Source organism: Bradyrhizobium sp. MOS003 (assembly GCF_003020125.1).
Taxonomy (GTDB): Bacteria; Pseudomonadota; Alphaproteobacteria; order Rhizobiales; family Xanthobacteraceae; genus Bradyrhizobium.
In genome coordinates, this window is record NZ_PYFW01000020.1 from 1 (window position 1) to 12,877 (window position 12,877).

Below are 12,877 nucleotides of genomic sequence, written 5' to 3' on the forward strand. Positions count from 1 at the left end.
GCCGGCATGGAGGAAAACCCCGTCAACCTCGACCCGCGCATGGCCAAGCTCGCCGGCGGCGTGCATCGCCTCGACGGCCAGCTCATGGTCGTCCTCGACGTCGATCGCGTCCTCGAACTCGCGCCCGAGATGATGGCGGCCTGATACGGCGGCATCGCTGCCGACGGACTTGCAATTGGAAGCGTCCCCCGCAAAAGGGGGAGGGAAGCAGAGGTTCACATGCGGACTTGTCTCGTCGTTGATGATTCCAGCGTCATCCGCAAGGTTGCGCGCCGGATCCTGGAGGGCCTCGACTTCCAGATCCTCGAAGCCGAGGACGGTGAGAAGGCGCTGGAGGCCTGCAAGCGCGGCCTGCCCGATGCCGTGCTGCTCGACTGGAACATGCCCGTGATGGACGGCTACGAGTTTCTCGGCCATCTCAGGCGGATGCCCGGCGGCGACCAGCCCAAGGTGGTGTTCTGCACCACCGAGAACGACGTCGCGCATATCGCGCGCGCGCTGCATGCCGGCGCCAACGAGTACATCATGAAGCCCTTCGACAAGGACATCGTGACGGCGAAATTCCAGGAAGTCGGACTTATCTGAGCCTTCGCCGGAGGCTGGAACGGATCCTTCGGTGCCTGTTTTCAACTGTATCCTTTCAGTCTGAGTTGGTGAGTAATGAGTGTTGCGTTCGCAGGAAATTCCGCCCCGACGGGCTCGCGCGAAGCCGGGCCGCTTCGGGTGATGATCGTCGACGACTCCGTCGTCATCCGCGGTCTGATCTCGCGCTGGGTCGGCGCCGAGCACGACATGGAGGTCGCAGCCTCGCTGCGGACCGGGCTGGAGGCGGTCAACCAGATCGAACGCATCAACCCCGACGTCGCCGTGCTCGACATCGAGATGCCCGAGCTCGACGGCATATCGGCGCTGCCGAAGCTGCTGGCGAAGAAGCGCGATCTCGTCATCATCATGGCTTCGACGCTGACCCGCCGTAACGCGGAGATCAGCTTCAAGGCGCTGTCGCTCGGCGCGGCCGATTACATCCCGAAGCCGGAATCGACGCGCGAGGCGTCGGCCGCGGACATTTTTCATCACGACCTGATCGAGAAGATTCGCCATCTTGGTGCGCGGCTGCGGCGCAGGCCCGCGGTCGCTAGCCCGCCGCTGGCCCCCGCGAGCCCGGCTCCGGCCCAGCGCAGTCCCGTTGCGCGGCCTGCCGCGCCCACGCCGGCCCCGTCCCTGTACCCGCAATCGGCATCGGGGATCACCACGCGTCCGTTCTCGTCGCAGGCCCCCAAGGTGCTGCTGATCGGCTCCTCGACCGGCGGTCCGCAGGCGCTGATGGCGCTCGTCACCGAGCTCGGCCCGGTGATCGACCGCGTCCCCGTGCTGATCACCCAGCATATGCCGCCGACCTTCACGACCATCCTTGCCGAGCATCTGGCGCGTTCGAGCCGCCGGCCGGCAGCCGAGGCGGTCGATGGCGAGCCGGTGAAGCCGGGACGCATCTATCTCGCCCCCGGCGGCAAGCACATGCGCGTGGCGCGCAGCGGCGTTGACACCGTGATCGCGCTCGACGACGGCCCCGCCGTCAATTTCTGCAAGCCCGCGGTCGATCCGCTCTTCACATCAGCCATCGACATCTGGCACGGCGCCATCCTCTCCGTGATCCTGACCGGCATGGGCTCGGACGGCATGCGCGGCGGCAAGGACATCGTCGCCGCCGGCGGCAACGTCATCGCCCAGGACGAAGCCTCCAGCGTGGTCTGGGGCATGCCGGGCGCGGCGGCCAATGCGGGCATCTGCGCGGCGATCCTGCCGCTCAACCAGATCGGCGCCAAGGTCAACCGCCTGTTCGCGGGAGATCGCGCGTGACACCCACCGATTACGACTATCTGCGCAAGTTCCTGAAAGAGCGCTCCGGCCTCGATCTGTCGCCCGACAAGCAGTATTTGGTCGAGAGCCGGCTGTTGCCGCTGGCGCGCAAGGCGAGCCTATCAGGCATTCCCGATCTCGTGCTGAAGATCAGGAACGGCGACGGCCGGCTTGCGACCGACGTGGTCGAAGCGATGACCACCAACGAGACCTTCTTCTATCGCGACAAGATCCCGTTCGATCATTTGCGCGAGACCATCCTGCCGGGCCTGATCCAGGCGCGCGCGGCGCGCAGATCGCTTCGCATCTGGTCGGCGGCGTCGTCGACGGGGCAGGAGCCCTATTCGATCGCGATGTGCGTGAAGGAGATGGGCGCCGCCCTCGCCGGCTGGCGCGTCGAGATCGTCGCCACCGACCTGTCGCAGGAGGTGCTGGAGAAATCCAAGGCCGGCCTTTACAGCCAGTTCGAAGTGCAGCGCGGCCTGCCGATCCAGCATCTGATGAAGTACTTCACGCAAACCGGCGAGGTCTGGCAGCTCAATGCCGACATCCGCGCGATGGTGCAGTTTCGCCAGCTCAATCTGCTGCAGGACTTCTCCCATCTCGGCACGTTCGACGTGATCTTCTGCCGCAACGTGCTGATCTATTTCGATCAGGACACCAAGGCGGTGATCTTCGAACGCATGGCGAAGTGCTTGGAGGCCGACGGCACGCTGCTGCTCGGCGCTGCCGAATCCGTCGTCGGCATCACCGACGCGTTCCGCCCCATCGCGGACCGCCGCGGTCTCTACCAGCTCAATCCCGCGCGCTCCGGCCGCCCCATGGGCGGATTGATGCCGCAGCCGCTGAAGCTCGCCGCGGCGAGGTGAGTTGCTTCTTAACCCTCTCCCCTTGTTGTGGGAGAGGGTGGCTCGCCGCGATAGCGGCGAGACAGGTGAGGGGTTCTCTCCGCGAATGAACGGTTCGCGTTTGAGCTCGCTGAAGCAACCCCTCATCCGGCGCTTCGCGCCACCTTCTGCCACAAGGGGGAGAAGGAAGAAGGCTTTCACTCACAAAATCGCATGCGGCAGAAACCGCGAGCGGTTGCCCGTGATCGGGCTCTCGTCCTCGCGGATCGACAATCCGCACGGTGCGTGGTTCACCAGCCAGCTTCCGACCACCGGATAAAACCCCGAAAAATTCGGCAGCGGCGCCAGCGCCTGCCGCACGAAGCCTTCGGCGCCGTAAGGACCGGCCTGTTCGTCGAGCAACATGCCGCCGGACACCAGCGTGACGTTGGCGCCTTCGCGCGACAGCAGCGGCTTGCGGACATACGACGTGCCGAGCTCCGCTGCCCGCGCATCGTCCTCGAAGAACGCCGGCAGCAGGTTTGGATGGTTCGGAAACATCTCCCACAGCAGCGGCAGAATGCCCTTGTTGGACAGCACCGCCTTCCACGGCGGCTCGATCCAGCGCGTCGGCGCGTCCCTGAGCTTCGCACCGAACGCATCGTGGAACATCCACTCCCAGGGATAGAGCTTGAAGGCGAGCGCGATGTCGGCCTCGTCGAGATCGACGAAGCCGCCGGGCTCGTCGCGCCAGCCGATCTGCCCGATGTCGAGCAGCCTGGTCGAGAGCCCGGCCTGGCGTGCGGTGTCTTCGAGATAAGCCAGCGTTCCTGCGTCCTCGGCGTTGTCGGTGGTGCCGGTGAGATGAACGTGACGGCCGGCTGCAATCTCCTTCCACGCCGCGATCAATCGCTCATGGATGGAGTTGAACTGATCGGCGCGCACCGGGACGATGCGGCGCTCGATCGCCTGCTCGAGCCAGGTCCATTGAAACACCGCGGCCTCGAAGATCGAGGTCGGCGTGTCCGCGTTGTATTCGAGCAGCTTGGCCGGCGACTTGCCGTCGAACTTCAGGTCGAGCCGGCCATAGAGGCTGGGGTCGTCGCGCTGCCAGCTCTCGGCGATCAAACTCCAGAACGCTTCCGGAATCTGCAAGCGCCGCAAGGAACGCTCATCGGCGATCACGCGGCCGGCGAGCTCCAGGCACATCGCCTCGATCTCGCCGGTCGGCGTCTCGATGCCGCGTTCGATCTCGTCGAGCGTGAAGCCGTAATAGGCGCGCTCGTCCCAGTAGCGTTCGCCGTCGATGGTGTGGAAGGCGAAGCCGCATTGCGCCGCGGTCTCCCGCCAGTCGTCGCGCTCCAGGCAGTTGATGCGCTGCATGGATCAGCCGCCGCCGGAGAAGCCATGGCCGAACGAGCCGAAGCCGCCGCGGCTGACGCTGCTGTGGCCGGAATCGGACGACGTTGCCGAGGCGGAATGGCTCGAGGAATCGCTGCTGAAGAAGCTCGATCGCGACGACCAGCGCGAGCTGCCGCCGCCTGACGAACTGCTGCTTCTGCCTGTGCAGGTCGTGGTCGTCTGCCCCGGCACGGCGCCGGGCGTGGGCTCGCAAGTCTGCCGCGGCATCAGCGTGTAGGCGGTGGTGCCGACCGCGATCGTGCCCATCACCAGCAGCGCGACATGGCCGGAGCGTTTCGTCGGCGGAGGCGTCGGCTCGGCGACCGGCCGGCGCTTGCCGAACTGCTTTTTGGACGGTGTGTCGGCCATCTCAGTAGATCATGCAGGCGGCGTTGAGCAGGCCCGCGGCGAGCGAGGACAGCCCGAGCCAGATCGCCGGCGCAAGCTCGCCGGCAGAGATGCGCGCCGACAGGTTCGGCACCGGGACCTTGACGAGGAAGAACACGATGACCTGCACGATCAGCGCGATCGTCGCCCAGATCAGGCAGTCCAGCACATTGGCCGAATGCGCGATGGCGCTGACCAGTGGCGCCACGAAACCGAGCAGGCTGAGGCCGAGCGCGATCGCGGCGGCCGGCTCGTTGTCGCGGATCAGCTGAAACTCGTTATGCGCGGTGATGCGGGTGTAGACGAACAGATACGCCACGATCGCGATCAGCCCGGTGCAGAAATAGACCAGGAAGGCGGGCAGGCCGGCCAGTGATTGCAGGATCATCGTTCCCCCATCGTGCAGCGACCATTCGTCGGCCGGAGGAGGATAGCGGTTCAACGTTAAGCGAGGGATGAGGTGTCCCCCAAAAACAAAACCCCGCCATTTGCGGCGGGGTCCAGGCTGGGAGGAGCAAGCCGGGAGGGCTTGCGACGTAAACCCAGAAGATCAGGCGGGAATTCGCTCTTCCTGCTCGTGCGGCTCGCGCAGCACGTAGCCGCGGCCCCACACGGTCTCGATGAAGTTGCGTCCCTCGGAAGCGTTGGCCAGCTTCTTGCGGAGCTTGCAGATGAAGACGTCGATGATCTTCAGCTCGGGCTCGTCCATGCCGCCATAGAGATGGTTGAGGAACATTTCCTTGGTGAGGGTGGTACCCTTGCGGAGCGAGAGCAGCTCCAGCATCTGGTATTCCTTGCCGGTCAGGTGCACGCGCTGGCCGCCGACTTCCACCGTCTTGGTGTCGAGGTTGACGACGAGGTCGCCGGTCTGGATGACCGATTGGGCGTGACCCTTGGAGCGGCGCACGATCGCGTGGATGCGGGCCACCAACTCGTCCTTGTGGAAGGGCTTGGTCATGTAGTCGTCGGCGCCGACGCCGAGACCCTTGACCTTGTCCTCGATGCCGGCGAGGCCGGAGAGGATCAGGATCGGTGTCTTGATCTTGGAGACCCGGAGCTGCTTGAGCACGTCGTAGCCGGACATGTCGGGCAGGTTGAGGTCGAGAAGGATAATGTCGTAATCGTATAATTTACCGAGATCGACGCCTTCTTCCCCCAAATCGGTCGTGTAGACGTTGAAGCTCTCAGACTTCAACATCAGCTCGATCGACTGCGCGACGGCGCTGTCATCTTCAATCAGCAAAACGCGCATGCCAGTTCCCCATAGTCGCCGCTCCTGGGCGTCAGGTCGGCCGCATTCGCGGCACTCAACAAAACGCCTTTGAACAACTGATTCGGATCCTGACAACAGATGGTTAACAAATCCTGATTCTGGAACGCAAGTCCCCCCGGTGCAATTTTTGTCGAATCGCCCTAAGGTCTTGCGCGTGAAGCAGCTTTCGTCACCCAGCTCCGTTCAAGTTCCACTTTAAGAGACGGGCCTAACCGACTCCCGCGACTCAGCCTTCTTCTGAAGGGGAGTCACGCTCAGTCACAAAGACAGTGACGCAATGATTAACGATGCGGGTAAACACGGAGTTAAGCTCCGTTCAGAAATATGGCGAAACTTAAGGTTTTCACCGTGAAGTCCCGGGGATCGCAAAGGGTGACCCTGGGGATGAGGCGCGCCTCTTAATGAAGGTCCACCGATGAAGGCTCTGGCCGAACAGATCGGCGACATCGACGGCATCAATATCTATGGCCGTGTGGTCGGCGTTCGCGGCCTGATGGTCGAGGTGGCGGGGCCGATCCATGCGATGTCGGTCGGCGCGCGGCTGGTGATCGAGACCGGCGCCAACCGGTCGATCCCCTGCGAGGTGATCGGCTTCTCCGGCAACAATGCCGTCGTGATGCCGTTCGCCGGCCTCGACGGCGTGCGTCGCGGCTGCAAGGCCGTCATCGCCAACGCCGCCAATCTGGTGCGGCCCTGCGAGGCCTGGCTCGGCCGCGTCGTCAACGCGCTGGGCGAGCCGATCGACGGCAAGGGACCGCTGCCGCAAGGCGCTTCGCCGATGCCGTTCCGCAATGCGCCCCCGCCGGCGCATTCGCGCAAGCGTGTCGGCGCTCCGCTCGATCTCGGCGTGCGCGCGATGAACACTTTCCTCACCTGCTGCCGCGGCCAGCGCATGGGCATCTTCGCAGGCTCCGGCGTCGGCAAATCGGTGCTGCTGTCGATGCTTGCGCGCAACGTCGACGCCGCGGTCAGCGTCATCGGGCTGATCGGCGAACGCGGTCGCGAGGTTCAGGAATTCCTGCAGGACGACCTCGGCGAGGAAGGCCTCGCGCGCTCGGTGGTCGTGGTCGCAACCTCAGACGAGCCCGCGCTGATGCGCCGCCAGGCGGCGTATCTGACGCTCGCGGTCGCCGAATATTTTCGCGACGAAGAAAAGGACGTGCTCTGCCTGATGGATTCGGTGACGCGCTTTGCCATGGCCCAGCGCGAGATCGGCCTGTCCGCCGGCGAGCCGCCGACCGCCAAGGGCTACACGCCGACCGTCTTCACCGAGCTGCCGAAACTCCTGGAGCGCGCCGGACCGGGCCTCGGCGAGGGCGCCATCACCGCGATCTTCACGGTGCTGGTCGACGGCGACGACCACAACGAGCCGATCGCGGACGCCGTCCGCGGCATCCTCGACGGCCACATCGTGATGCAGCGCTCGATCGCCGAGCGCGGCCGCTATCCCGCCATCAACATCCTGAAATCCGTCTCCCGCACCATGCCGAAATCGGCCGATCCGGAGTTCTGGCCCGTCATCCAGAAGGCGCGGGCGGTGATGGCGACCTATGCCGACATGGAGGAATTGATCCGGCTCGGCGCCTATCGGGCCGGCTCCAGCCCCGAGGTCGACGAGGCGATCCGCCTGCACGAGCCGCTGGAGGCCTTCCTGCGCCAACGCAAGGACGAGAGAGCATCACTCGCGGACGGCTATGGCCAATTGGCTCATATCCTCGGTAATTTGGAAACGGAACGCTAACTTTGTCCGGTCATCATCCCATCCCACAGAGTAGCAGAGCCGGTCTTGGCCCAAGTCTTGGCCCCTGTCGGGCCAGTGGGATGACCGGTATCGTCCCACGTGCAGCGGCGGGACTTCTGGGGAGTACGAGTCGATGAAGTCACGAGATACCCTGATCCGCCTGAAGAAGTTTCAGGTCGACGAGAAGCGCCGCCGGGTCACCCAGATCGAGACCATGATCGCCGACTTCCAGCGGATGTCGACCGATCTCGAGCGCGAGATCACGACCGAGCAGGAGCGTGCCGGGATCAACGATCCCTCGCACTTCGCCTATCCGACCTATGCCAAGGCCGCGATCCAGCGCCGCGAGAACCTGACCCGCTCGGCCGACGAGCTCAAGGGCCAGCTCGACGAAGCCAAGGCCGCGCTGGCCGAGGCCTTCGAGGAACTCAAGAAGGTCGAGCTCCTGGACGAGCGCGACCAGGCCCGCGAACGCGCCGAGGAAAACGCCCGCGAGCAGGCCGACCTCGATAGCATCGGCTTGATGCGCGCCCGCATCGGCGCGGTCGCCTGAAGACAGAGCCAGCGCCAAAGCACCTGAGAATTTGTGAAACCCGGACCCGCAAGGTCCGGGTTTTCGCGTGTGATGTCCACAGTGTGGCGCCGCACCCCTTGGTGGTCGGCTTGGCCGCGCGCTATGGTAGCGAAGTGCCGGGGCCTGCGCGGAACGCGATGGCCCGCGTGTCGGGAGGCTGAATGCTGACGCCAGCTGAGCTGGTCGGGTTGATCGAGGCGGTGGCGAAGGGCGATCAGGCCGCGTTCGAGCGCCTCTACGCCGCCACGCGCGCGAAACTCTTTGGCGTCGTGCTCCGTATCTTGCGCCGACAGGATCTCGCAGAGGAGGTCATTCAGGAGACCTACGTCAAGATCTGGAACGGCGCTGCCGGGTTCAATCCGGCGCTGGCCTCGCCGATCACGTGGATGGTCTCGATTGCGCGCAACCGCGCGATCGACATCGTGCGCAAGAAGACGGAAAGCTCCATCGAGGAGGAGCCGCAGGCCATGGAGGTGGCGGCCGACAGCCCCGATCCGCTGGCGCGCCGGGAGATGACCGAGGAGTTGAAGCGGCTGCTGGAATGCATCGGCCGGCTCGAGCCGGACCGTCAGCGGCTCGTGCTTCTCGCCTATTACAACGGCTGGAGCCGCGAGCAATTGGCGGAGAAATTCGCTGCTCCCGTCAACACCGTGAAGACGTGGCTGCGGCGCAGCATGCTGGATATCCGGGAGTGCCTCGGACTGTGAGGGCTTATACTGTGAAGGTGGTTCTGGACCGCAATTGATGGCCTACACGGACGACCATATCGCGCTCGCCGCGGAATATGCGCTCGGTACGCTCGATGCCGATGAGCGCGCGCAGGTCGAGACCATGATGGCGGTGGACCCGGCGTTCGCCGACATCGTGCAGGCCTGGGCCTATCGGCTCGGAGCGCTCAACCAAATGGTCGGCTCGGTCGAGCCGCGTCAGGTCGTGTGGGAGAACATCAGGTCCGAGATCGCGCGCACGGCGCAAACGCTGCAGCCGCCCGGTCTGGCCGAAATCGTGCCGCCACCGATCACGCCCGTCGAGGCTGCGCCGCCGCAGGCACCGTCGGAGCAGGGACCGCCACCGGAGCCGCAGCCTGCCGAAGCAGAGCAACCCGAGCCGATGCGCTCCGAATCCGATGCCATTGGCGACATCGCGCCAGTGTTCATGCCGCAGGTCCACGCGCCCGATCCCCAAGTCGTCCACACGCCGCAGGTGCCGATCGTCGACGACACCAACGTGATCTATCTCGAGAGCCGCGTGAAGCGCTGGCGCGGAATCGCATCCGCGGTCGGCGCGCTCGCGGCCGCGTTGCTGGTGACGCTGTCGCTCCAGATCTTCCTGCCCGACGCGCTGCCGGGAGCGCTGCGTCCCGCACCGCGCATCCAGACGGTGGAAGTGAAGACGCCGGCCGCGCCGCTCACCGCAGCGGCGCAATATGTCGCGCTTCTGCAGGGCCAGGCCGGCGGTCCCGCCTTCATCCTCACCATCGACGGCGCGACCAAGAACTTCACCGTGCGTAAAGTCGGCGCGACGCCGGAGCCCGGCAAGAGCTTCGAGCTCTGGCTGATCTCCGACAAGCTGCCGCGCCCGCGCTCGCTCGGCGTAATCGGCGCCAGTGATTTCACCGCGCGACAGCTGCTCGCCTCCTATGATTCCGAGGTCGTCAACGGCGCGACCTACGCCGTCACCGTCGAGCAGGCCGGCGGTTCGCCCGACGGCCGGCCGACCTCGTCCCCGGTGTTTTCGGGCAAGCTGATCGAGACGGTGCCTCCGCCCCAGCCGCAGGCGCCGGCGAAGAAATAGGTCCCTTAGCCCGGATGAGCGGCTTGTCCGCCGTAGCTCGGAGAGCGAAGGCGGAAGCGACATCCGGGTCGACTGTTCCCGCATGTCGCGGTCGCGCATGCCGGCTACACCCGCGTTCTTGTCGCCACGGTCCCTCCCGCCGTCGCATCCCGACAAATCCCCCTGAATCCGCCCCCGATTTGAACCTTGCCGCCTTTCGGGGCGTCCAATCCCCGGAATTGGAAGTCGGCGCCGCCGATTGTGGAGCCGCGGAAGGGCCAGAAATCAGATGGATGCAGCCAGAACGCCGGGCATCTTCGTTCACCAATACACCGGACTGCCGCAAGGCCCGGCGTTCGAACATTGGCGCGAGCGGGCCTTCGGCACCTGCGGCCTCGATATCGGGCCGAGCCGTGGCGACAGCATCGATTGCCGGCTGCAGGTCAGCGTGGTCGACAACATCGCGCTCGCCATTCCCGAAGGCGCCTCCGCGCAATATTCCCGCACCCAGAGCCACCTTGCCGACGGCAGCGACGACCTCGTGCTGATCGCCGCGCATGCCGGCCTCGTCCGTGTCGGGCAGAACGGCCACACCGTGGAGCTTGCGCCCGCGCAGATGGTGCTGGTCGACATGGCCATCACCGGCACCGTCGGCCACACCGACGACGACCGCTTCACCAGCATCCGCATGCCGCGCCGCGCGCTGCTCGACATCCATCCGCGCGCCGAGGACAAGCTGTCGCAAGTGCTCGTCGACGGTGCGGTTGCCGAGACCATCTTCCGCTACCATGCGCTTGCCGCCAATCACGCGCCGCACCTCGACGCGGTCGGCCAGCGCCTGACCGCGCAGCACATGGTCGATCTCGTCGGCCTCCTGCTCGGCACCGATCCCGAGCACGCAAGCCTCGCCCGCGGCCGCGGCCATGCGGCGGCGCGCCTCGACCTGATGCGCGCCGATGTGATGGCAGCCCTCGGCCGCAACGATCTCTGCCTGTCCGAGATCGCGACGCGCTCGGGCCTGAGCCCGCGCCAGGCCCAACGCCTGTTCGAGCAGGCCGGCACCACCTTCACCGAATTCGTGCTCGAGCAGCGCCTGCTCCAGGCGCGAAAACTGCTCGGCGATCCCCGCGCCAGGGCGCGCAAGATCAGCGACATCGCGCATTCCTCGGGCTTTTCCGACCTGTCCTATTTCAACCGCGCCTTCCGCAAGCGTTTTGGTGCGACACCGTCGGACCTGCGCGAGGCGTGAGGCGCCATTTCATGCCGCGGCGCCTACTGCGGCAGTTGGTCGTCCGGAGCGAATGAGCTATATCTGTCGACGGAGACAGATCACCGGAATCCCTCGGATAGCGACGAAGTCAACGGACATGGCGCGTATTGTCGTGCTCGGCGCAGGGTTTGCAGGCCTGTGGGCGGCTATCGGTGCCGCACGCAAGCGCGACGAGATCGGCGCCAACAATGACATCGAAATTCGCGTTATCGATCGCAATTCCTATCACAACATCCGCGTGCGCAATTACGAGGCCGATCTCAGCGAGGTCGCGCTGCCGCTTGCGCAGCTGCTGGATCCGATCGGCGTCACGCACGGCATCGGCGAGGCCGAGGCTATCGATCCGGTGCGGCGCCAGATCTCGCTGGTGACCGGCAACGGCGATGAGGTGTTGTCCTACGATCGTCTCGTGTTGGCGCTTGGCAGCGAACTTATGCGGCCGGATATTCCTGGTGTTGCCGAGCATGCGTTCGATGTCGACACCTATGCCGCGGCGCTCCGTCTCGAGGATCATCTGATCTCGCTCGGCCGCAGCGCGCCATCGCCGGGGCGTTCGACTGTGGTGGTGGTCGGCGCCGGCTTCACCGGCATCGAGGTCGCGGCCGAGATGCCGGACAGACTGGCGCGCGCCGGCATCACTGGTAATCGCCGCATTATCCTGGTCGATCCCAATCCGACGGTCGGCGCCACCATCGGCGCGCATGCGCGCCCCGTCATCGAGACGGCGTTGTCGTCACTCGACGTCGAGACACGTCTCGGCGCGCGTGTCGCATCCATCGAGGCCGCGGGCGTCCGCTTGAACTCGGGCGAGTTCATTCCGACGCAGACGGTGATCTGGTGCGCGGGGATGCGCGCAAGCCGGCTTGCGATGGGCCTTGCGAGCGGGCGCGATCGCTTCGGGCGGCTGCTGGTCGATCCCTTCATGCGGGTTGCGGACGTATCGGGTGTGTTCGCCGCCGGCGACGTCGCCTCGAGCGTGGTCGACGGGCTGCATCCGACGGTGATGTCCTGCCAGTTCGCCCGGCCCATGGGCCGCTTTGCCGGCCATAACGTCGTGGCGGATCTCGCCGGTCTGCCGATGCTGCCGCTGCGGATCGACTGGTACGTGACCGTGCTCGATCTCGGCAGCTGGGGCGCGCTCTATACGGAAGGCTGGGATCGCGAGGTGCGGACCACCGGTAAGCCCGCGAAGGCGACCAAAGAGACCATCAACCGCAAGCGCATTTATCCGCCGCTGACGGGCAGCAAAGATGAGCTGTTCGCCGCGGCTGCGCCAACCGTGCAGGCGCCGCCGCCGACCTATGGGGTACGGTAGTCCCACATATCTGGTGTGATCGTCCGAGAAAGCGGACGATCCAGTATTCCAGAGATAGCACGCAGCGCCGTAGCCCGCATGGAGCGCAGCGAAATCTGGAGCGTACCCGCTTGCACGGCTCCCGGACTACGCTTCGCTCCATCCGGGCTACAAGATATCGCGTTGCCCGACGGGCAAAACACCCAATTGGTCGTCAACGCGCTCGGTCAAAAATATTCCACTTTACCGAAATTCGGAAACGGCGTATGTGTCGCCTCAACCCGGCCCAAGGAAGAGGGGCGTATCGCGATCGTCACGAACGCGGGCCGGGCGGCGGTGGACGCAGATCGCATCGGCGCGAAGGGTTTTGCAGGGCGGGCAACCGTGAGCGAAACACCTCGCGCACACGACCGGTGTGATCGGCGTACGGCAAAATCGTGTGGTCCTGGCGCCCGGGGTCTGTGCGCCAAGTCTTGTGGT

13 protein-coding genes and 1 pseudogene are annotated in these 12,877 nt (G+C 65.4%); 10 read left to right on the forward strand and 4 right to left on the reverse strand.

Going from position 1 to position 12,877, the window contains the following annotated elements; all coding sequences use genetic code 11:
* The 4 genes and pseudogenes from C7G42_RS36080 to C7G42_RS34615 form a co-directional block, all read left to right on the forward strand.
* Positions 1-144 (forward strand): annotated as a pseudogene (locus C7G42_RS36080) (chemotaxis protein CheW); the annotation flags it as partial.
* Between the two features lie 75 nt (positions 145-219).
* Positions 220-585, forward strand: a complete 366-nt coding sequence (locus C7G42_RS34605; protein ID WP_007600538.1) for a response regulator — start codon at positions 220-222, stop codon at positions 583-585.
* Between the two features lie 75 nt (positions 586-660).
* Positions 661-1,857 carry a protein-glutamate methylesterase/protein-glutamine glutaminase gene (locus tag C7G42_RS34610; protein WP_106953298.1) on the forward strand — a complete coding sequence of 399 codons (1,197 nt, stop codon included), beginning with the start codon at positions 661-663 and terminating at the stop codon, positions 1,855-1,857.
* Positions 1,854-2,726, forward strand: coding sequence for a CheR family methyltransferase (locus C7G42_RS34615; RefSeq protein ID WP_106953299.1), 873 nt, complete (start codon positions 1,854-1,856; stop codon positions 2,724-2,726). The genes C7G42_RS34610 and C7G42_RS34615 overlap by 4 nt, the downstream gene beginning before the upstream one ends.
* Before the next feature lie 180 nt (positions 2,727-2,906).
* Here C7G42_RS34615 and C7G42_RS34620 read toward each other — a convergent pair whose 3' ends face one another.
* The 4 genes from C7G42_RS34620 to ctrA all read right to left on the reverse strand — a co-directional run bounded on the left by C7G42_RS34620 (position 2,907) and on the right by ctrA (position 5,724).
* Positions 2,907-4,067, reverse strand: coding sequence for a glutathionylspermidine synthase family protein (locus C7G42_RS34620; protein ID WP_106953300.1), 1,161 nt, complete (start codon positions 4,065-4,067; stop codon positions 2,907-2,909).
* Between the two features lie 3 nt (positions 4,068-4,070).
* The gene (locus tag C7G42_RS34625) at positions 4,071-4,454 is read right to left on the reverse strand and encodes a hypothetical protein (RefSeq protein WP_106953301.1); all 384 of its coding nucleotides are present in this window, start codon (positions 4,452-4,454) and stop codon (positions 4,071-4,073) included.
* 1 nt (position 4,455) lies between these two features.
* On the reverse strand, positions 4,456-4,860 hold the full coding sequence (locus tag C7G42_RS34630; protein ID WP_106953302.1) for a DUF350 domain-containing protein: 405 nt from the start codon (positions 4,858-4,860) through the stop codon (positions 4,456-4,458).
* 162 nt (positions 4,861-5,022) lie between these two features.
* Positions 5,023-5,724, reverse strand: coding sequence for a response regulator transcription factor CtrA (gene ctrA / locus C7G42_RS34635; protein WP_015688285.1), 702 nt, complete (start codon positions 5,722-5,724; stop codon positions 5,023-5,025).
* A gap of 436 nt (positions 5,725-6,160) precedes the next feature.
* Between ctrA and fliI the strand changes: the two genes are divergently transcribed.
* The 6 genes from fliI to C7G42_RS34665 all read left to right on the forward strand — a co-directional run bounded on the left by fliI (position 6,161) and on the right by C7G42_RS34665 (position 12,418).
* Entirely contained in the window at positions 6,161-7,486 is a 1,326-nt protein-coding gene (gene fliI, locus C7G42_RS34640; RefSeq protein WP_106953303.1) for a flagellar protein export ATPase FliI, read from the forward strand.
* Between the two features lie 133 nt (positions 7,487-7,619).
* Positions 7,620-8,039, forward strand: coding sequence for a flagellar export protein FliJ (gene fliJ / locus C7G42_RS34645; RefSeq protein ID WP_008138882.1), 420 nt, complete (start codon positions 7,620-7,622; stop codon positions 8,037-8,039).
* A 182-nt stretch (positions 8,040-8,221) separates the two neighbouring features.
* Positions 8,222-8,767, forward strand: a complete 546-nt coding sequence (locus C7G42_RS34650; RefSeq protein WP_106953304.1) for a sigma-70 family RNA polymerase sigma factor — start codon at positions 8,222-8,224, stop codon at positions 8,765-8,767.
* Between the two features lie 37 nt (positions 8,768-8,804).
* Positions 8,805-9,854 carry an anti-sigma factor gene (locus C7G42_RS34655; RefSeq protein ID WP_106953305.1) on the forward strand — a complete coding sequence of 350 codons (1,050 nt, stop codon included), beginning with the start codon at positions 8,805-8,807 and terminating at the stop codon, positions 9,852-9,854.
* A gap of 268 nt (positions 9,855-10,122) precedes the next feature.
* Complete coding sequence (locus C7G42_RS34660) at positions 10,123-11,082, forward strand: helix-turn-helix transcriptional regulator (protein ID WP_106953306.1); 960 nt, start codon at positions 10,123-10,125, stop codon at positions 11,080-11,082.
* A 118-nt stretch (positions 11,083-11,200) separates the two neighbouring features.
* Positions 11,201-12,418 (forward strand): NAD(P)/FAD-dependent oxidoreductase, encoded by a 1,218-nt coding sequence (locus C7G42_RS34665; RefSeq protein ID WP_106953307.1) that lies wholly within the window; start codon positions 11,201-11,203, stop codon positions 12,416-12,418.
* The last annotated feature ends 459 nt before the right edge of the window (positions 12,419-12,877 follow it).

Coding starts and splice junctions, on each gene's coding strand:
- C7G42_RS34660 (WP_106953306.1), top strand. CDS start 10,123: ATGGATGCAGCCAGAACGCCGGGCATCTTCGTTCACCAATACACCGGA.
- C7G42_RS34650 (WP_106953304.1), top strand. CDS start 8,222: ATGCTGACGCCAGCTGAGCTGGTCGGGTTGATCGAGGCGGTGGCGAAG.
- C7G42_RS34665 (WP_106953307.1), top strand. CDS start 11,201: ATGGCGCGTATTGTCGTGCTCGGCGCAGGGTTTGCAGGCCTGTGGGCG.
- fliI (WP_106953303.1), top strand. CDS start 6,161: ATGAAGGCTCTGGCCGAACAGATCGGCGACATCGACGGCATCAATATC.
- C7G42_RS34625 (WP_106953301.1), bottom strand. CDS start 4,454: ATGGCCGACACACCGTCCAAAAAGCAGTTCGGCAAGCGCCGGCCGGTC.
- C7G42_RS34620 (WP_106953300.1), bottom strand. CDS start 4,067: ATGCAGCGCATCAACTGCCTGGAGCGCGACGACTGGCGGGAGACCGCG.
- C7G42_RS34655 (WP_106953305.1), top strand. CDS start 8,805: ATGGCCTACACGGACGACCATATCGCGCTCGCCGCGGAATATGCGCTC.
- C7G42_RS34610 (WP_106953298.1), top strand. CDS start 661: ATGAGTGTTGCGTTCGCAGGAAATTCCGCCCCGACGGGCTCGCGCGAA.
- C7G42_RS34605 (WP_007600538.1), top strand. CDS start 220: ATGCGGACTTGTCTCGTCGTTGATGATTCCAGCGTCATCCGCAAGGTT.
- ctrA (WP_015688285.1), bottom strand. CDS start 5,724: ATGCGCGTTTTGCTGATTGAAGATGACAGCGCCGTCGCGCAGTCGATC.
- C7G42_RS34630 (WP_106953302.1), bottom strand. CDS start 4,860: ATGATCCTGCAATCACTGGCCGGCCTGCCCGCCTTCCTGGTCTATTTC.
- fliJ (WP_008138882.1), top strand. CDS start 7,620: ATGAAGTCACGAGATACCCTGATCCGCCTGAAGAAGTTTCAGGTCGAC.